Annotated in this window: 16 protein-coding genes; 10 read left to right on the top strand and 6 right to left on the bottom strand. The window is 68.9% G+C overall.

The window, feature by feature from the left end; genetic code table 11:
* Nucleotides 1-39 precede the first annotated feature (39 nt).
* The gene (locus G6N49_RS06240) at nucleotides 40-621 is read left to right on the top strand and encodes a type II toxin-antitoxin system RelB family anti-toxin (RefSeq protein ID WP_011560724.1); all 582 of its coding nucleotides are present in this window, start codon (nucleotides 40-42) and stop codon (nucleotides 619-621) included.
* Here the strand turns inward: G6N49_RS06240 and G6N49_RS06235 are convergent.
* The 4 genes from G6N49_RS06235 to cobC are packed head-to-tail and all read right to left on the bottom strand — an operon-like array spanning nucleotide 618 to nucleotide 4597.
* Nucleotides 618-1715, bottom strand: a complete 1098-nt coding sequence (locus tag G6N49_RS06235) for a bifunctional RNase H/acid phosphatase (protein WP_011560725.1) — start codon at nucleotides 1713-1715, stop codon at nucleotides 618-620. The genes G6N49_RS06240 and G6N49_RS06235 overlap by 4 nt on opposite strands.
* Nucleotides 1712-2449: a zinc ribbon domain-containing protein gene (locus G6N49_RS06230; protein ID WP_011560726.1), complete on the bottom strand. Its 738-nt coding sequence runs from the start codon at nucleotides 2447-2449 to the stop codon at nucleotides 1712-1714. Before G6N49_RS06230 ends, G6N49_RS06235 begins: the two co-directional genes overlap by 4 nt.
* The gene (locus tag G6N49_RS06225; protein ID WP_011560727.1) at nucleotides 2439-3578 is read right to left on the bottom strand and encodes a Nif3-like dinuclear metal center hexameric protein; all 1140 of its coding nucleotides are present in this window, start codon (nucleotides 3576-3578) and stop codon (nucleotides 2439-2441) included. Before G6N49_RS06225 ends, G6N49_RS06230 begins: the two co-directional genes overlap by 11 nt.
* On the bottom strand, nucleotides 3575-4597 hold the full coding sequence (cobC, locus tag G6N49_RS06220) for an Rv2231c family histidinol phosphate aminotransferase CobC (protein WP_011560728.1): 1023 nt from the start codon (nucleotides 4595-4597) through the stop codon (nucleotides 3575-3577). Before cobC ends, G6N49_RS06225 begins: the two co-directional genes overlap by 4 nt.
* Nucleotides 4598-4679: 82 nt before the next feature.
* Between cobC and G6N49_RS06215 the strand changes: the two genes are divergently transcribed.
* Genes G6N49_RS06215 through G6N49_RS06205 form a run of 3 tightly spaced genes read left to right on the top strand, consistent with a single transcriptional unit; the run spans nucleotide 4680 to nucleotide 6659 of the window.
* Nucleotides 4680-5357, top strand: a complete 678-nt coding sequence (locus G6N49_RS06215; protein WP_011560729.1) for an HAD-IA family hydrolase — start codon at nucleotides 4680-4682, stop codon at nucleotides 5355-5357.
* Complete coding sequence (locus G6N49_RS06210) at nucleotides 5350-5847, top strand: low molecular weight protein-tyrosine-phosphatase (protein WP_011560730.1); 498 nt, start codon at nucleotides 5350-5352, stop codon at nucleotides 5845-5847. The genes G6N49_RS06215 and G6N49_RS06210 overlap by 8 nt, the downstream gene beginning before the upstream one ends.
* The gene (locus G6N49_RS06205; protein ID WP_011560731.1) at nucleotides 5847-6659 is read left to right on the top strand and encodes an SURF1 family cytochrome oxidase biogenesis protein; all 813 of its coding nucleotides are present in this window, start codon (nucleotides 5847-5849) and stop codon (nucleotides 6657-6659) included. The genes G6N49_RS06210 and G6N49_RS06205 overlap by 1 nt, the downstream gene beginning before the upstream one ends.
* Here the strand turns inward: G6N49_RS06205 and G6N49_RS06200 are convergent.
* Entirely contained in the window at nucleotides 6550-7584 is a 1035-nt protein-coding gene (locus G6N49_RS06200) for a cobalamin biosynthesis protein (protein WP_011560732.1), read from the bottom strand. The two genes, G6N49_RS06205 and G6N49_RS06200, sit on opposite strands and share 110 nt — an antisense overlap.
* A 431-nt stretch (nucleotides 7585-8015) precedes the next feature.
* Between G6N49_RS06200 and G6N49_RS06195 the strand changes: the two genes are divergently transcribed.
* The 5 genes from G6N49_RS06195 to G6N49_RS06175 all read left to right on the top strand — a co-directional run bounded on the left by G6N49_RS06195 (nucleotide 8016) and on the right by G6N49_RS06175 (nucleotide 15286).
* Nucleotides 8016-8699, top strand: coding sequence for a response regulator transcription factor (locus tag G6N49_RS06195; protein ID WP_011560733.1), 684 nt, complete (start codon nucleotides 8016-8018; stop codon nucleotides 8697-8699).
* A 335-nt stretch (nucleotides 8700-9034) separates the two neighbouring features.
* Nucleotides 9035-10075 carry a hypothetical protein gene (locus G6N49_RS06190; protein WP_011560734.1) on the top strand — a complete coding sequence of 347 codons (1041 nt, stop codon included), beginning with the start codon at nucleotides 9035-9037 and terminating at the stop codon, nucleotides 10073-10075.
* An 88-nt stretch (nucleotides 10076-10163) separates the two neighbouring features.
* Nucleotides 10164-11951, top strand: coding sequence for a glutamine--fructose-6-phosphate transaminase (isomerizing) (glmS, locus tag G6N49_RS06185; RefSeq protein WP_011560735.1), 1788 nt, complete (start codon nucleotides 10164-10166; stop codon nucleotides 11949-11951).
* Between the two features lie 27 nt (nucleotides 11952-11978).
* Entirely contained in the window at nucleotides 11979-12908 is a 930-nt protein-coding gene (locus tag G6N49_RS06180; protein ID WP_011560736.1) for an NAD-dependent epimerase/dehydratase family protein, read from the top strand.
* Nucleotides 12909-12916: 8 nt separating this feature from the next.
* Nucleotides 12917-15286: a bifunctional polysaccharide deacetylase/glycosyltransferase family 2 protein gene (locus G6N49_RS06175; RefSeq protein ID WP_011560737.1), complete on the top strand. Its 2370-nt coding sequence runs from the start codon at nucleotides 12917-12919 to the stop codon at nucleotides 15284-15286.
* On the opposite strand, the gene G6N49_RS06170 is transcribed toward G6N49_RS06175, so the two are convergent.
* Nucleotides 15277-15996 (bottom strand): chitinase, encoded by a 720-nt coding sequence (locus G6N49_RS06170; RefSeq protein ID WP_225891947.1) that lies wholly within the window; start codon nucleotides 15994-15996, stop codon nucleotides 15277-15279. The two genes, G6N49_RS06175 and G6N49_RS06170, sit on opposite strands and share 10 nt — an antisense overlap.
* A 285-nt stretch (nucleotides 15997-16281) precedes the next feature.
* On the opposite strand from G6N49_RS06170, the gene G6N49_RS06165 reads away from it, so the two are divergent.
* The gene (locus G6N49_RS06165; RefSeq protein ID WP_011560739.1) at nucleotides 16282-16674 is read left to right on the top strand and encodes a nuclear transport factor 2 family protein; all 393 of its coding nucleotides are present in this window, start codon (nucleotides 16282-16284) and stop codon (nucleotides 16672-16674) included.
* Nucleotides 16675-16725 lie beyond the last annotated feature (51 nt).

Here is a 16725-nt window from a genome sequence, read left to right as displayed (position 1 = left end):
GTTGCCGTGTAGCCGCTACAGGTGGCAAGCTTATTTGCCATGCAGGCAAACGAGGCGTCCGAGGACAGCGTGGACCAACGGGTACGCAAGCGGTTGCGGGAACTGCGCCGCCAGCGTGGGTTCACCCTCGAGGAGGTGGCGGCCAGGTCGGCCATCGACGTGTCGACGCTGAGCCGCCTGGAGTCCGGTAAGCGACGCTTGGCCCTCGACCATCTCCCCCGGTTGGCCGCCGCGCTGGCGGTCACCACCGACGAACTGCTGCGCAGCCCGGAGGCGGAGGACCCGCGGGTGCGTTCGGATTCGCACACCCGCCACGGGGTCACGTACTGGCCGCTGACCCGTCAGGGGTCGCCGAGCGGTCTGCACGCGTTCAAGCTCCGGGTCAGCGCCCGCAGGCGCAAACCACCCGAAGACCTACCCGTGCACGAGGGTCAGGACTGGATGTACGTGCTGTCCGGACGGCTGCGGCTGATCCTCGGCGACCGCGACTTCATCGTCGAACCCGGTGAGGCCGTTGAGTTCTCGACGTGGACACCGCACTGGTTCGGGGTGGTCGACGGCCCGGTGGAGGCGATCGGGATCTTCGGCCCGCACGGCGAGCGCCTCCACCTGCACACCTAGAGGTGGGCGGTCTGGTTGACCAGCCGCACCGACGATCCACCGTCGGGGTAGAACTCCGCGATGCTCAGCGAGGCGAGATCCAGGTGCAGCCGGTACAGGATGCCTTCCCCGGCGTTGAGCGCCAGCCGCAGCATCGTCTTGATCGGCGTGACGTGGGAGACCACCAGCACCGTCGAGGCGCCGTGGTCGGCGATGATGCGGTTGCGGGCCCGCCGCACCCGGTGGGCGACGGTGTCGAAGCTCTCCCCGCCGGGCGGGTCGACGCTGGTGTCGCGCAGCCAGCGGCCGTGCAGCTCCGGATCCCGTTGCGACGCTTCGCCGAATGTCAGCCCTTCCCAGGCGCCGAAATCCGTCTCGATCAGATCCTCGTCGACGGTGACGTCCAGTCCGAGCGTCTTGGCGGCAGCGGTCGCGGTGTCGTAGGCGCGCTGCAGCGGTGAGGTGATGACGGCGTCGATGCCGCCCCGACCCGCGAGGTAGGCGGCCGCGGCGCCGGCCTGGCTGCGGCCCAGTTCGGTCAGCGCCGGGTTGCCGCGCCCGGAGTACCGGCGCTCCACCGACAGCTCGGTCTGTCCGTGGCGCAGCAGCAGGAACCGTGTCGGCTCCCCCCGCGCACCCGTCCAGCCGGCCGGTGACGTGGGGGTGTGGGTGGACGCGGCGGGGGCGGCCGTGCGCGGCGGGGGGTCGATACCCTGCGCGGCGTCCATCGCCTCGTTGGCCAGCCGGTCGGCGCGGGCGTTGGCGGCCCGCGGAATCCACGAATACGTGACGCGGTCGAACCCCTCGGCCAGTTCCCGCGCCCGCTGATACAGCGGAATCAGGTCGGGGTGTTTGACCCGCCAGCGGCCCGCCATCTGCTCGACGATGAGTTTGGAGTCCATCGACACCGCGACCTCGGTGGCGCCGACGTTGGCGGCCTCCTCGAGACCGGCGATCAACCCGCGGTACTCGGCGACGTTGTTGGTGGCCCGGCCGATCGACTGTTTGGCCTCGGCGAGCACCGACGACCGGTCCTCCGACCAGACCACCGAGCCGTAGCCCGCCGGTCCGGGGTTGCCCCGCGAGCCGCCGTCGGCCTCGACGAGAACCTTCACTTCTTGAAGCCCTCCGCGCGCACCAAAATTGCGTTGCACTCGGGGCAGCGCAGCACCTCGTCGTCGGGCGCGGCCGAGATGCGGGCCATCTCGCCCCGGTCGATCTCGAGGCGGCAGGCGCCGCATCGGCGACCCTGCAACTGCCCGGCGCCCGCACCGCCACGGGCTCGTTGCCGCTCGTAGAGGTCGACGAGGTCGGACTGCAGGGACCCCAGCAGCTCCTCGCGCCGGCTGAGGTTCTCCTGCCGGGATCCGTCCAGTTCGGCCACCGCGTCGGCGACCGCGCGCTGAGCTGCCGACAGCGTGATCTGCAGTTCGTCGACGCGCGCGAGTTCCGCCGCGCGCTGGGCGGCCAGTTCCTCGCGGCGCTCCATCAGCTCCAGCAGGGAGTCCTCGAGGCTCGCCTGGCGACGTTCGAGCGTCTCGAGTTCGTGCTGCAACTCGGCGACCTGTTTGGCGCCGACGCTGTCACCCTCCAGCAGGGCCCGGTCGCGGTCTTCGCGCTGACGGACGGCGTCGATCTCGGACTCGAACTTGGCCACCTGCTCGTCGAGATCGTCCATCGCGATGCCGAGCACCGCGACCTTGTCGGTGGCCGCACCGTGTTCGGCGCGGACCCGGTCGAGTTCGTCCTGTTCGGGCAGCTTGCGCACCCGGTGTTCGATCCGCGCCAGCCCGGCGTCCACCTCGGCCAGCTGTAGCAACGAATGTTGCTGCCAGACATCAGCTTTCACTTGTTTCCCTACCAGTTCCTAGGTTCCATGGATCGGTGCGCAGGGCACAGACCCGCACCGGCAACGCATCAGAGAAGTGGCGCCGCAGCACACCGGCGGCCTGTTCGCACCACGGGAACTCGCTTGCCCAGTGTGCGACGTCGACCAGCGCCACCGGCGACGCCCGCCGGTGCTCGTCGGCGGGATGGTGGCGCAGATCGGCGGTCAGATAAGCCTGTACCCCCGCGCGCGACACCGCGCCGAGCAGCGAGTCACCCGCTCCCCCGCACACCGCCACCCGTGACACCACGGTCGACGGATCCCCCGCGGCGCGCACCCCCCAGGTGGTGGCGGGCAACGCGGCGTTGACCCGGGACACGAAGTCGGACAACGTTTCCGGTGTCGGCAACGACGCGATTCGGCCGATTCCGACGTCGCCGGGGATCGGCGCGATGTCGAAGATGTCGAACGCGGGCTCCTCGTAGGGATGTGCGCCACGCACCGCGTTGAGCAGGTCACGGCGCCGCGCCGACGGCGCGATCACCTCGACGCGTTCTTCGGCGACGCGCTCGACCGAGCCGACGCTGCCGACGGCCGGTGAGGCTCCCTCGTGGGGCAGGAACTGTCCGGTGCCCGGCGCGCTCCAGCTGCAGTGCGAGTAGTCACCGATCTGACCGGCACCCGCACCGAACATGGCCTCGCGCACCGCATCCGCGTTCTCTGCGGGTACGTAGACCACCCATTTGTCCAGTTCGGTGTCGGCGGCGATCGGTGAGAGCACCTCCTCGACGGTGAGCCCGAGCGCGTCGGCCAGCGCATCGGACACCCCCGGCGACGCGGAGTCGGCGTTGGTGTGCGCGGTGAACAGGGACCGTCCGGTGCGGATGAGCGAATGCACCAGCGCACCCTTGGGGGTGCTCGCCGCGACGGAATCCACCCCCCGCAACAACAGCGGATGATGCGCCAGCAGGAGCCCCCGCTCGGGCACTTCGGCGATGACGGCCTCGGTGGCGTCGACCGCGACGGTCACCGATTCCACGGGTTCGTCGGGGTCACCGCACACCAGCCCGACCGAATCCCAGTCCTCGGCCAATCGCGGCGGATACGCCTCGTCGAGCACGCCGATGACGTCGGCCAGCCGTACGCTCATCGCATCGCCTCCGCCAGCGCCTCGGCGAGCACCGGCCACTCCTCGCGGACCGCCGCCCTCAGGAACTGACCATCCAGGCCGACGAATGTGTCGCACCGCCGCACTGCGATCCCCCTGACTTCCAATCGTTTTCGCACCAACTCGGCATCCGGCACCGCGAACAGCACGAACGGTGCGGAGCCGGCGACACACTCGGCGCCGATCCGGCGCAGGCCGGTCACCATCTCCGCCCGCAGCGCCGCGAGCCGTTCCGCACCGGCTTTGGCCTCGCGTAGCGCGGACGGCGCATTGCATGCGGCGAGCGCCTCCAACTGCAGCGTCCCCAGCGCCCAGTGTGCGCGCTGCGCGGTCAACCGCCGCAGCACGTCGGGGGCACCGAGCGCATACCCGACCCGTAGCCCGGCCAGCGCCCAGGTCTTGGTGAGGCTGCGCAGCACCAGCACGTCCGGCGGGGCATCGTCGGCCAGCGACTCCGGCTCCCCGGGCACCGCGTCGGCGAACGCCTCGTCGACCACCACGATCCGGCCGGGTCGGCGCAGCGCGAGGATGTCGGCCCTGGGGTGCAGCACCCCGGTGGGGTTGGTGGGGTTGCCCACCACCACGAGATCGGCCGCATCCGGTACCCGGGCGCCGGTCAGCGCGAACGGTGGATCGAGCACCACGTGTGCGAGGGGCACCCCCGCGGCGGCGAACACCGCATCGGGTTCGGTGAACGACGGCGCGACGAGCGCGGCCAACCGGGGCTGCAGGCGGGCGAGCAGCGCGAAGCCCTCCGCCCCGCCGGCCAGCAGCGCGACCTCGTCCTCGGCGCGCCCGTGCCGGGCCGCCACCGCGGCCACGGCGCGGCGTTCGTCGGCGGGCGACGGATAGCGGCCGAGGTCGGCCAGGCGGTCCGCGAGGCGCTCGGCCAGCCACGACGGCGGCGCGGCGGCGCGCACGTTGACGGCGAAGTCGAGCATGCCGGGCAGCACGGCCTGGTCGCCGTGGTACCTGATCGCCTGCGGCGCGGGACGTGGCACAGCACGACAGTAATGCGCGCGACGCGACGCGAAGCCGGACGACCCCGCGAACGCCGGTGCGGACTTCGGGGAGAATGGGGGCGTGACCGACACGCTGGCCCGTTCCACCGCCACCCGCCCGCAGCTCGTGCTGTTCGATCTGGACGGCACGCTGACCGATTCGGCGGAGGGCATTGTGGCGAGCTTCCGGCATGCGCTGGGTGAGGTCGGGGCGCCGGTTCCCGACGGTGATCTGGCCGGCCGCATCGTCGGCCCGCCGATGCACCACACCCTGCGCTCGCTCGGCCTCGGCGAGCAGGTCGACGCGGCGATCGCGGCCTATCGGGCCGACTACACCTCACGCGGCTGGGCGATGAACCGCACCTTCGACGGCATCCCGGCCCTGCTGGCCGACCTGCGGGCGGCGGGGATTCGCCTGGCCGTGGCGACCTCCAAGGCGGAGCCGACTGCGCAGCGCATCCTGGCCCATTTCGGCCTCGACGGCTTCTTCGAGGTCATCGCGGGCGCCAGCCCGGACGGGACGCGCGCGGTCAAGGCCGACGTCGTCGCCTCCGCACTGGCCCGGCTGGAACCCCTGCCGGAACGGGTGGTGATGGTCGGCGACCGCCTGCACGACGTGGAGGGCGCAGCGGCGCACGGTATCGACACGGTGGTGGTCGGCTGGGGCTACGGCCGCGCCGACTTCGCCGAGCCCACCTCGGTGCCGGCGTTCGCGCACGTGGACAGCGTGGCCGACCTGCGGGAGGTGCTGGGTGTCTGAAACGCCGTTGCACATCACGTTCGTCTGCTCGGGCAACATCTGCCGCTCGCCCATGGCCGAGAAGATGTTCGCCCACCAGATCGCCGAACGCGGGCTGTCCGGGGCGGTCCGGGTCAGCAGTGCGGGCACCGGAGGCTGGCATGCGGGTGATCCCGCCGACCGGCGGGCGATCCACGTGCTGCGCGCGCACGGTTACCCGAGCGGGCACGAGGCCGCCCAGGTCGACGACGACCACCTGGCCGCCGATCTGGTGGTCGCGCTGGGCCGCAACCACGTCCGGATGCTGACCGAACTGGGTGTACCGCCCGGGCGGCTGCGCATGCTGCGCTCGTTCGATCCGCGTTCGGCAGCACATCCCCTCGACGTGGAGGATCCCTACTACGGCACCCAGGACGATTTCGAGGACGTGTTCCGGGTGATCGAGGCGGCACTGCCCGGGCTGCACGACTGGGTCGACGAACAGCTCACCATCCGGGGTATCGCGAGCTGATGAAGCGTTGGGCGTTCCTTCTGCGGCCGGCGTGGCTGGCGCTGTTCGTGGTGGTGCTCGCGTTCGCCTACCTGTGCTTCACCGTGCTGGCGCCCTGGCAGCTGGGCAAGAACACCACGACCTCGCGGGAGAACGATCAGATCGCCCGCTCCGTGACCGCCGAACCGGTCCCGGTGACCTCGGTGCTGCCCCGGCAGGATTCGGCCGCGCCGGACGAACAGTGGCAGCGGGTCACCGCCACGGGGCGGTACCTGCCCGACGCGCAGGTGCTGGCCCGGCTGCGGGTGATCGACGGCGATCCGGCATACGAGGTGCTGGTGCCGTTCGCCGTCGACGGCGGCCCGACCGTGCTGGTGGACCGCGGCTACGTCACACCCGAACAGGGCACGGAGGTGCCGCCCATCGGACCCGCCCCCACCGAGACCGTGACCATCACCGCACGCCTGCGCGACGCCGAACCCGTTCCGGCGGGCAAGGAACCGCTGCGGGAGAACGGCACCGTGCAGGTGTACGCGATCAACCCCGGTCAGATCTCCGCGCTGACCGGTGTCCCGTTGGCCGGCTCCTATCTGCAGCTGGTCGAGGATCAGCCGGGTGGGCTGGGCGTCATCGGTCTACCGCACCTCGATGCCGGCCCGTTCCTGTCCTACGGGATCCAGTGGATCGCGTTCGGCATCATCGCCCCGATCGGCCTCGGCTATTTCATCTACGCCGAGGTCCGTCAGCGCCGCCGCGACAAGGCTGCCGCGGACTCCACCGCGCCCGCGACCCCCGAGGACAAGCTGGCCGACCGCTACGGCCGGCGGCGCTGACCGCCACCGCCAGCACCGCGGCCGCGCCCTGCACCACCCGCGACAGCCGCACCGCCCGCCGCAGATCGGCGGGCACGGGAGCGCGTCCGTCCCCCAGCGTCGGCCTGATCTCCAGTTCGTGGGCGTACTGGGTGGGCCCACCCAGACGCACGCCCAGCGCACCGGCGAACGTCGCCTCGGCGACCCCGGCGTTGGGGCTGGGGTGCCGGTGGGCGTCGCGCCGCCAGGCGTGCATCGCGGCGACGGGTGAACCACCGACCACCGGCGCGCACAGCGCCGCCAGCAGCCCGGTCAGACGAGCCGGCAGGTAGTTGAGGGCGTCATCGAGTCGTGCTGCGGCCCAGCCGAATCGGGCATATCTCGGGGAGCGGTTGCCGATCATAGCGTCGAGGGTGTTCGCTCCCCGGTACACCAGCAGACCGGGCACACCGGCGACGGCCGCCCACACCAGCGGCGCAACCTGGGCGTCGGAGGTGTTCTCGGCGATCGACTCCACGGCCGCGCGGGTCAGGCCCCCGGCGTCGAGCACCGACGGATCCCGTCCGCACAGTGACGGCAGCAGATCGCGGCCGGCCTCGATGTCACCGGTGTCCAACACCTCCGACAGTCGGTCACCCACCCGGCACAGCGAGGTCCCGCCCGCCGCGACGAAGGTGGCAGCCGCGGTGAGTGCGGTCGTCGCCCAGGGGCTGCGACGCGCCGCCCTCTGCGCCGTCGCGCCGGCGACGGCGAGCGCGCTCAGCAGCGCACCGGTGTGCAGTGCGCCCGCCCGTCGGGAGTCGGCGTAGCTGATGCGCTCCAATTGCGCTGCGGCGCGGCCGAATCCGGCGACCGGATGTCCGCGGCGCGGATCACCCAGCAGCGCATCGGCGACCAGTCCGGCGGCGATTCCGGCGGCGCGGGCACGCATGATCGGCGAAACCATCCCGGGAGCGTCTCACACGATGATGCGCAGTCGACGGCATCCCAGCTTGGCAAATTTGACAAGATCACCGATGAGCATCGGAATTTGCGATGTGGTCAATTTTTAGCAAAGCTGAACGGACGCCCGCGAGCGCATCGGACAGCGTGCACTCCGCACCTCCCCGGCGTCCCGCCCGAGCGAAGAAACTCGTCGGCGTTCCGGGTCACCCGGTCGGCGGCGACCTCACGAACTGCGGATCAACCAGATGCTGCTTGACCGACAGCCGACCACGCGCGCCAGCCTCGAAGGGCTACGCGTCGCACGGCCACGCAGCGCAGGCCGCGCAAGTTGCATTGCCAAGCACAGAATCTTGCGGATCCCGCTAAATCTTCCTCTGACCGCCCGACAGTGCTTTGATACATGAACAGGGGGTTTTGGCAAAGGAGGTCGAGATGTCGGTCTCATCGGGGGGAACCGGCGAGTCGGCGACGTCGATCGTCGTCATCGACCGCCAGGCCGTGGTGCACGCCGGCATCGAGCACTGGCTCATCGGCAGCGTGCCACCGATCAAGATCGTCGGGCACTTCTCGGATCCGGCCGAGTTCCTCGCGGCGTACCCGACGGCGGATCCGACGGTCGATGTCGTCCTCTCGGCGCTGAAATACGACGACCACGGGCCGGATTTCGATTCACTTCGCCGGATCTGCGCCGGCGGGCACCGGGTCATCGTCTATTCGTACCTCGTCACCGACGAAGTCATCCTGACCTGCCTCGACGAAGGGGCACTCACGTTCGTGGCGAAGTCCGAGAGCGGAAACCACTTGCGCGACGCGATCTACGCGGCGCGGACGAGTACGCCGTACGTCGCCCCGCGAATGGCCAGAGCGCTGCTCAACGACAAGACGGGCGGGCGGCCCCACCTCACCAAACGGGAACGCGAGGTACTCGTCGCCTGGTTCCAGACCGAGAACAAGGATGTCGTGGGACGGCGATTGTTCATCGAGCCGTCCACAGTCCGCACACACCTGCAGCGGGCACGGGCGAAGTACGCCGCAGTGGGCCGACCCGCGCCCACCAAAGCGGCCCTTGTCGCGCGGGCGATCCAGGACGGGATCCTCAGCGTCGACGATCTGTGAGACGGACGGGACCGGTTGCGCGCCCGAGTGCGTCTCCCCGCAAATCAGCGCGCGGATGGATTTTTGGCAAACTCGACTTATGCTGTGGCGTCTACCGTTCTGTCCGTCGAACGGATGAGGCGGTTGTCGCTTGATCGCACGAACCTCGGAAAAGCACTGATCAAACGTTTATTTTGTCTTGCTTGACGTCGGGCGAACGCGCAAACTCTGCATACCGTCATGGACGGCACTTTAAACAGCAAACTTCTGACACTTCAGGAGTACGCGTACGGGGTGGATTTCCGCGGAGCAGAGGGCATCGGGTCGTGCCCGGCCCGCGGTGAGGAGGTAGGACCATGTTGCATCGAGCACCGTCCCGGGCACAACGAGCGAACAAACGCGTCATCGGCGCATCGGTCGTCTCCGTCGGCCTGGTGTTGAGCGCCGCGCTCTACCCGCTACCCGGTGATTCGCGCCTCCTCGACCTCTTCCCGCCGGAGGGGGGCGCCTCGGATTCGCTGTCACCGGGATCGAGTCTGGTGCAGCTCCAGCTCACCGACCGCGACATGTTGGACGCCATCGCGGCGTCCGCGCTGCCTGAGGCCATCCGAGAGTTGCTGAACGGCGGCGACACGATGCTCCCCGGATTCGACGACCTCTCGGTGTCGACGCTCAACACTCTGGTCGAGACCTACGGACTGCCGAATCTCGTCCTGGCTCTCAATACACTCGCCCGGATCGTCCCACTGGTGGCCGGAGGCGGCCACGGATCGAGCGGTCCACCGATCGAACTCGGTCAGGGCGTTCTGCCGACGCTGGTCATACTGCTCGACTTCCTGCAACAGGAACTGCCCGCACTGTTCGTTCCCGGATCGCCGGCCCTGGTCGTCATGGTCATGCCGGCGGTACTCCGGTCGCTCGGATTCCTGGCCACGCCGGCGCCGCCACCTCCGGGGCCCACGGTGTCGACGTTCGCAGGACCGCCCGTGGCCGACCCCGGTCCCAACCTGGAGCCCGCACCTTCGCATGACCCGGTGCCGCCGCCCGAGCCAACACCGGTATCGGCACCCACATACGAACCGCAGGTTGCAGTCCAGGATCAGGTGTTCACCCCCACGCCGGAGCCACTCCCGGAGGTCCCCGCGGTGGTCACCGTCCTCTCTACGCCGGATCCGGCCCCCGAACTTCCCCTCGAGACCCGTGAGCCCCTGGAACCGGGCGGCATCGACGGCGACCCGGTCGAAGAACCCAGCGATCCGGACCCTCCGGCGACAGCGGAGCCCGATGACACCGCCACAGCCGAACCGGATCCACCGCAGCAGACACAACAGAACGAACCGGACGAGAACAAACCGGACGACAACCCGCCGGGGGGCACCGACGAGAACGGGGCATGAGCCCGTTCTCACAACCACACAACAAGGGGGACAACATGATCGACGGACGAACCACCGAGACGGCCGACTCACGATCGCGACGCCGCTGATGTGCGGCATCATCGCGTGCCGGACGCACCGTCCGGCCGCCGAGTATCTGCTCACCGCACTTCGCCGCCTCGAATACCGCGGATATGACTCGGTCGGTGTGGCGGTACGGACCACCGCGGGCGACATCGCGCGACTGCGGACCATCGGGCGGATCGGCGCACTCGAACTGCAACTGCGGCAGTGGACCGGAGCCGAACTCGACGGCACCGGCATCGGCCATACGAGATGGGCCACCCACGGTCCGGTGACCGAGGACAACGCGCATCCGCACAATGACTGTTCGGGACGGATCAGCCTCGTGCACAACGGGACCATCGAGAACGCCGACCGATTGCGCAGCGCGCTCGCCGGCGCGGGCCACCGCTTCACCTCCGCTGTCGACAGCGAGGTGCTGACCCACCTGATCGAAGACGAGTTGCTCGTCGCCGACGATCTTCCGTCGGCCGTGCGCAACGCCCTGGCCGTGGCCGAGGGCACCTGGGCTCTCGCCGTGCTCGAACGCGGTACCGGCCGAATCGTCGTCGCCGCCAACGGGTCTCCCCTGCTCGTCGCCCGCACCGCCCACGGGGTGTTCGCCGCGAGCGACATCGCCGCCATCGCCGACTGGGTGGACGAATTCCAGGTCGTCGAAGACGGCGACGTGATGGAACTGACCCCCACCGACCCGGTGGCCTGCACCGATCAAAACCGGGTGCAGCCCACCATGGTGCGGTGCATATGGCGCAGCGGCGACGCCGACCTGAACGGCTACGCCGACCACATGGCCAAGGAGATCGACGAACAACCCGAAGCGGCGATGCGCGTGCTCGACGAACTCGCCGGGGGCGTCGCCGACGGGACGCTGTGGGGCGATCTCGGGCTGGCGCCGTTCGACCGTCTGCAGGTGATCGCCTGCGGCACCTCGCTCAATGCGGGGATGGTGATCGGTAACGCGGTGCACGGCCTGGCCGGCCTGCCGGTCACGCGGTGCGTCGCGAGCGAGGCCGGGATGGACCTCCCCGAGCCCCGCACGTTGTGCCTGGCGATCAGCCAGTCCGGCGAGACCGCCGATGTGCTGCACGCCGTCAGCACACGCGTCGCCGAGGGCTGTTCGATCCTGGCCGTCACCAACAGTTCCCACTCCACCCTCGCCCGTCGCGCGGACGGCGTGGTCCACTGCGCCGCGGGCCCGGAGATCGGCGTCGCGGCCACCAAGACTTTCGTGTGCCAGATCATCGCGGGCGTCGCGGTGACGATCTCGGCGCTGGTCGCGATGAGTCGGGTGTCGCGGATTCAGGCGATCGGGCTCGTCGACGAACTGCGGCGGTTACCGGACCAACTGGCGCGGGCCGGGACCGTCGCCAAGAGCGTGGTGCCCCCGCTCGCCGAGGAGTGCATCGACGCCTCCGGCTACGTCTTCATCGCGAGAGGCACCGGCCTGCCCTACGCCGCCGAGGGCGCACTCAAGCTCAAGGAACTGACCTACCGCTGGGCGGAGCACTATCCGGCCGGTGAACTCAAACACGGTCCGCTGGCCCTGATCAGCGACGGCACCCCGGTCGTGGTGGTCGACAACGGTGACCCGAAACTGGCCACGAACATCGCCGAGGTGCAGGCTCGCGGCGGACGGGTCGTGCGGATCGGCCCGCCCGGCAGCTGCGTACCGGTGGTCGAGGACCCGATGGGCCCGTGGGGTCCCCTCCAGAGCGCGCTCCCGTTGCAGATCCTCGCGCGGACATCGGCGCTGTTGCTGGGCCGCGACGTGGACAAGCCGCGCAACCTCGCCAAATCGGTGACGGTGGAGTGACGCGATGACATCGATCGGAGCTCTCTGATGCGCGCCGTCGTCACCGGCGCAGCCGGATTCATCGGGTCCGCGCTGGTGGACCGCCTGCTCGACGATGGGCACCAGGTGGTCGGGATCGACAACCTGAGCACGGGATCGCTGGCGAACCTCGGATCCGCGTTGCGGCACAGCGCCACCGCCGCACGTCGATTCACCCTGGTGCGCCGGGACATTCAGGCGCCGGAGCTGACCGACATCATCGCGGGCACCAACCCCGCCGTCATCTTCCACCTGGCCGCGCACGTGAACTGCGAAGCCTCTTGGGCCGATCCGCATTTCGATGCCCGGAGCAACGTGCTGGGCACGATCAACCTCTGCGAGGCCAGCCGGCGCGCCGGGGTCGAGAAGATCGTCTACGCCACCGAGGGCGCGTCGTGTTCGTCCTCGCCGAGTTCGGTGGCCAAGGCCGCGGGCGAGATGTATCTGCGGGCCTATGCCGAACGGTATGGCCTGGCGCCGATCTGCCTGGCGATGGCCGGCGTCTACGGGCCGCGTCAGCATCCGGGTGGAGACGCGGGGCTCGTGACGCGTCTGGCGAGCGCGCTGATCACCGGCGCTCCGTCTGAGACCTGCCGCGACGACTTCGTCCACCGGGACTTCCTTTTCGTCGACGATGCGGTGGAGGCCCTGGTGCACGCCGGGTGCACACCGGTCGCGGCAGGCACCTACCACGTGGGCAGCGGACGCCCGACGACTGTGCTGCGCATGCATCAGATGATCTGCGCGGCAGTCGGGACCACGCGGCCCTGCCTGGTGGTCTCGATGGACGAGTGGAAGGCGGCCGCAGCAGGAGCCACGAGTACCGCCGGGGAATGGGACTGGACGCCCGCGGTGACTCTCGCCGAGGGGGTCGCCCGCACGGTCGAGTGGTTGCGAGCGACGCTCGACTCCGACTGTGACCGGCAAGAGGCAGGGTGAGAACGACCGTGTTCAGCCCCTTCAGAAGACGCCCGGACGCCATCCGCGGCACCGACCCTCTGACCGCCGCACCCGGTCCGGTGTTCTTCGACCGGACGGGAAAACGTCTGTACTACTTCGCCGCCGGTGTCATCGTGCTCGCGGTGATCGTGGCAGTGCTGCCGGTCCGGGTGACCCCCATGGCCTTCGATCCGCTGTGGACCGTGCCGACCAACAGTGATTCGGGCTTCCCGCGTCGCGTGCTGTCCACCGCCGACGACCGGCGCTTTCCCGTTCTCGGCAGCGAGGATGACGAGGTCCTCAGCAGGGTGGTCCGGGTCGACCGGCGGGGTGATCAGTGGAATCTCGTCGACCCGTTCACCAATCAGCTGTACCGGGTCGCCGACGATGACGACAAGGATCGGATTCGCGACAGTGCCTACGCGATAGACCATTACGGCCGTCCGCCGGACCGCCACCTGATGCTGACATTCGACGACGGACCCGACGTCGAGTTCACCACCCAGGTGCTCGACATCCTGTCCCGCGAGAAGATTCCCGCGACCTTCTTCGTCCTCGGCTCTCAGGTCGTCCTGCATCCGGATGTCTTCCGGCGGATGATCCGCGAGGGCCATATGGCCGGCAACCACACGATGTTCCATGTCGACTTCGACGAGCACACCGATTTCCGCAACCGGCAGGAGATCATCGCCACCGACCGCGTCATGCGCGCCACCGCGGCCTATGCCAGCAGACTCTTCCGGATCCCGCGAGGCGACCCCGACAACAACACGCTCGCGCTGCTGCAGTCACAGCAGCTCGGATACCTCCAGGTCGACCAGGACATCGACACCCTCGACTGGAAGGTGTCGCCGGAGAACGAGGTGGCGGTCCCACAACTCGACGGGCGTGGACACGTCGTCCTCCTGCACGACGGTGGCGGCGACCGGTCAGCGACCGTCCGCATGCTCGAGCAACTGATCGCCGAGGCCAAGAGCAAGGGCTACACCTTCTCGACGCTCGCACCGCTGCTGTCTGAGCAGGAGCTGCCCGTGAGCAACGCCGAACAGTATCCGGCCGACGCCGCGACGTACCACACGCTGCGGCTGATGGAGAAGGCGCCGGGAGCAGTGCTCGGGTTCCTGTTCTGGCTGGGCATGGGCTCGCTGACGGTGATGTCGTTGCTGTACCTGATACTCGCGCTCGTCTGTCAATACCGGCAGAACCGGTTGCGCTGGAACGACATCGGCGATGACCAGCTGCCGATGGTGAGCGTGGTGTTGGCCGCCTTCAACGAGGAGAAGGTGATCGCGAGAACGATTGCCGAACTCCGCCGCAGCGACTACCCGCGGTCGAGGTTCGAGGTGGTCGCGGTCAACGACGGGTCCACGGACGGCACCCTGCGGATCCTCACCGAACTGGCGCGCGACTGGCCCAAATTGCGCGTGGTCGACCAGGCGAACAGCGGAAAATCGTCGGCGATCAACAACGGGATCAATCACGCGTCGGCGGTGTCGACCGTGATGGTCACGATGGACGCGGACACCCTCTTCAGACCGGACACGATCCGCAACCTCGCCCGGCACTTCGCCCGCCACACCCACGGCAGACAGGTCGGCGCGGTGGCCGGGCACATCAAGGTCGGCAATCGGCGCAATCTCCTGACCGCCTGGCAGAGCCTCGAGTACATCTCCGGAATATGCGTCACCCGTATGGCGGAGCGCCTGCTCAACGCGATCTCGATCGTCCCCGGCGCGTGCTCGGCGTGGAGCCGCACGGCCCTCGAGGAGATCGGCGGCTTCTGCGATGACACCATGGCCGAGGACTGTGACGCGACCCTGGCGCTGCAGCGACGCGGTTACCGGATCCTGCAGGAGAACAACGCCATCGCCGACACCGAGGCGCCGGAAACCATCCGTGCCCTTGCCAAACAACGCAAACGGTGGACCTACGGCAACATCCAGGCGCTGTGGAAGCACCGCGCCATGCTGTTCCGGCCGCGCTACGGGGCACTGGGTCTGGTCGCGTTGCCCTACGCCGCGCTCTCGCTCATCGTGCCGCTGCTGTTCATGCCGCTGACGATCGTCGCGGCCGGGATGAGCCTCGCGGCCGGCAACTGGCAGAGCATCGCGCTGTTCGCGGGATTCGTTGCGGCACTGCACATGATCATCTCGATCACCGCTGTCGCGATGGCCCGGGAACGCGCCTGGCATCTGCTCGTCGTCCCCGTCTACCGGATCATCTACGAGCCGCTGCGGGCCTATCTGCTCTACGCCTCGGCCTATCGGGCCATCAAGGGCACCATCGTGGCCTGGGACAAGTTGGAACGCAGGAACACGGTGAGCGCCTTCGTCGAACGTCACCGCCCGATGCCACCGATCCTCGGGGCTCAGCAGTAGAGGTCCTCCCCCGGCGGCACCCCGAGCAGCGCGCTGATCCGCAGATAGGCGTCCACCCGGCTCTGCACCTGCGCCGGATTGCCGCCGCCACACTCGAGAACGCCGTTGAACGCCCGGATCGTCTCACCGAATCCGAGGCCGCGCACCATCGCGTCATGCGGGGTGGCCGCAGCCGCGGCTTTCTGGGTGGTCCAGAACCACAGCGCGGTCCGCCACGCCAGTGGGGCGTCCTGCGCGACGAGCTCGGGTTCGGTGAGCAGGTCGACCCCGAGCGCATCGCCCGCCGCGCGATAGTTGTAGTTCCAGCTCAGTTGGCCGGGACCGCGACCGAAATAGGCGTCCTCGCCCGCTGGACAACCGAACGGAAGGTCGGCGTCGCAGTACACTCTGCGGCGCTGTGGGCTCTCCTCGATGATCTCCAACCCACCCGTCTCGTGCGAGATGTTGCCGAAGAACGCGGCGACCTCGCGCCGGCGTGTGGTCTCGTCACCGGTCGTGGCGAACGCCGGAAACGACGGGAGCGCGTCCACCAGGTCGTCGTACGAGTAGAACCCGATGCGGCCGGGGAAGGCGCGGTCGAACTCCTCCCGGCTGACCACGAAAGCGCTCGCCGGGTCGGCATCTGCGTGCGGTGGCACCGGCATCGATTGGGCCCCGCACCCGACCACCGCGGCCACCGCCAGACACGCTGCCGTTCGCAGGTAGCGCATATCGAATCTCCCGATCTGCCGGTTGCACTCTTCACCGAGTGTGACAACATCGCCCGGCCCCAGGAGGGGGTTTTGCCGCACAGACTTCCCTGCGGCCCAGGATGTTTGATCGGGACAATAACGTCACATATGCGGTGCGCGGCACCTTCCGGCAGCCCGCTCGCGGACCGATAATCGATGAGGCGGTGAATGGCCTGACTGATCCGAGTAGCCGGATGTGCACGACTCCCCGAACCGGCCACGCCACCGCGGCCACTCCACTGGCCCGCAGGAAGGGGATGAACGATGTCTGAGCAGGAACGCAATGTCGAGGTGGTCAAGAAGGGGTACGACGCCTTCGCAGCCGGTGACATCGAAACCGTGATGAGCCTCTTCGACGACAACATCGAGTGGATTCATCCCGGGGCGAGCGCGATCAGCGGCACGTACCACGGGAAGGGCGAACTCGGTTCGTACTTGGAGAAGTTGACGAGCAAGCCGATCGAGGTCCGGGTGCACCGCCTCGTCGCCGAAGGTGACACCGTGGTCGCGCTGACCGACGTCACCGTCGAGTCCGAGCACTCCCGGGATGCCGATGTGTTCACGCTGCGTGACGGCAAGACGGTGCGTGTCGAGGTCTACGGCGACACCGCGCTGATGGAACGCGTGTACGGCAAGAAGCAGGTCTCGACGACGTAACTGACCCGATTGCGCTGTGGCACAGATGAATACGTCTGCGGGTGGCTCGCC

Source organism: Mycolicibacterium monacense (assembly GCF_010731575.1).
In the GTDB taxonomy this organism is placed as follows: Bacteria; Actinomycetota; Actinomycetes; order Mycobacteriales; family Mycobacteriaceae; genus Mycobacterium; species Mycobacterium monacense.
The sequence above is the reverse complement of the archived record's forward strand: the minus strand, read 5'-3'. Positions and strand labels throughout refer to the sequence as shown.

Excerpts from the sequence above, each read along its gene's own strand:
- G6N49_RS06240 (WP_011560724.1), top strand. The coding sequence starts at position 40 with ATGCAGGCAAACGAGGCGTCCGAGGACAGCGTGGACCAACGGGTACGC.
- G6N49_RS06225 (WP_011560727.1), bottom strand. The coding sequence starts at position 3,578 with ATGAGCGTACGGCTGGCCGACGTCATCGGCGTGCTCGACGAGGCGTAT.
- G6N49_RS06205 (WP_011560731.1), top strand. The coding sequence starts at position 5,847 with ATGAAGCGTTGGGCGTTCCTTCTGCGGCCGGCGTGGCTGGCGCTGTTC.
- G6N49_RS06200 (WP_011560732.1), bottom strand. The coding sequence starts at position 7,584 with ATGGTTTCGCCGATCATGCGTGCCCGCGCCGCCGGAATCGCCGCCGGA.
- G6N49_RS06195 (WP_011560733.1), top strand. The coding sequence starts at position 8,016 with ATGTCGGTCTCATCGGGGGGAACCGGCGAGTCGGCGACGTCGATCGTC.
- G6N49_RS06190 (WP_011560734.1), top strand. The coding sequence starts at position 9,035 with ATGTTGCATCGAGCACCGTCCCGGGCACAACGAGCGAACAAACGCGTC.
- glmS (WP_011560735.1), top strand. The coding sequence starts at position 10,164 with ATGTGCGGCATCATCGCGTGCCGGACGCACCGTCCGGCCGCCGAGTAT.
- G6N49_RS06180 (WP_011560736.1), top strand. The coding sequence starts at position 11,979 with ATGCGCGCCGTCGTCACCGGCGCAGCCGGATTCATCGGGTCCGCGCTG.
- G6N49_RS06170 (WP_225891947.1), bottom strand. The coding sequence starts at position 15,996 with ATGCGCTACCTGCGAACGGCAGCGTGTCTGGCGGTGGCCGCGGTGGTC.
- G6N49_RS06165 (WP_011560739.1), top strand. The coding sequence starts at position 16,282 with ATGTCTGAGCAGGAACGCAATGTCGAGGTGGTCAAGAAGGGGTACGAC.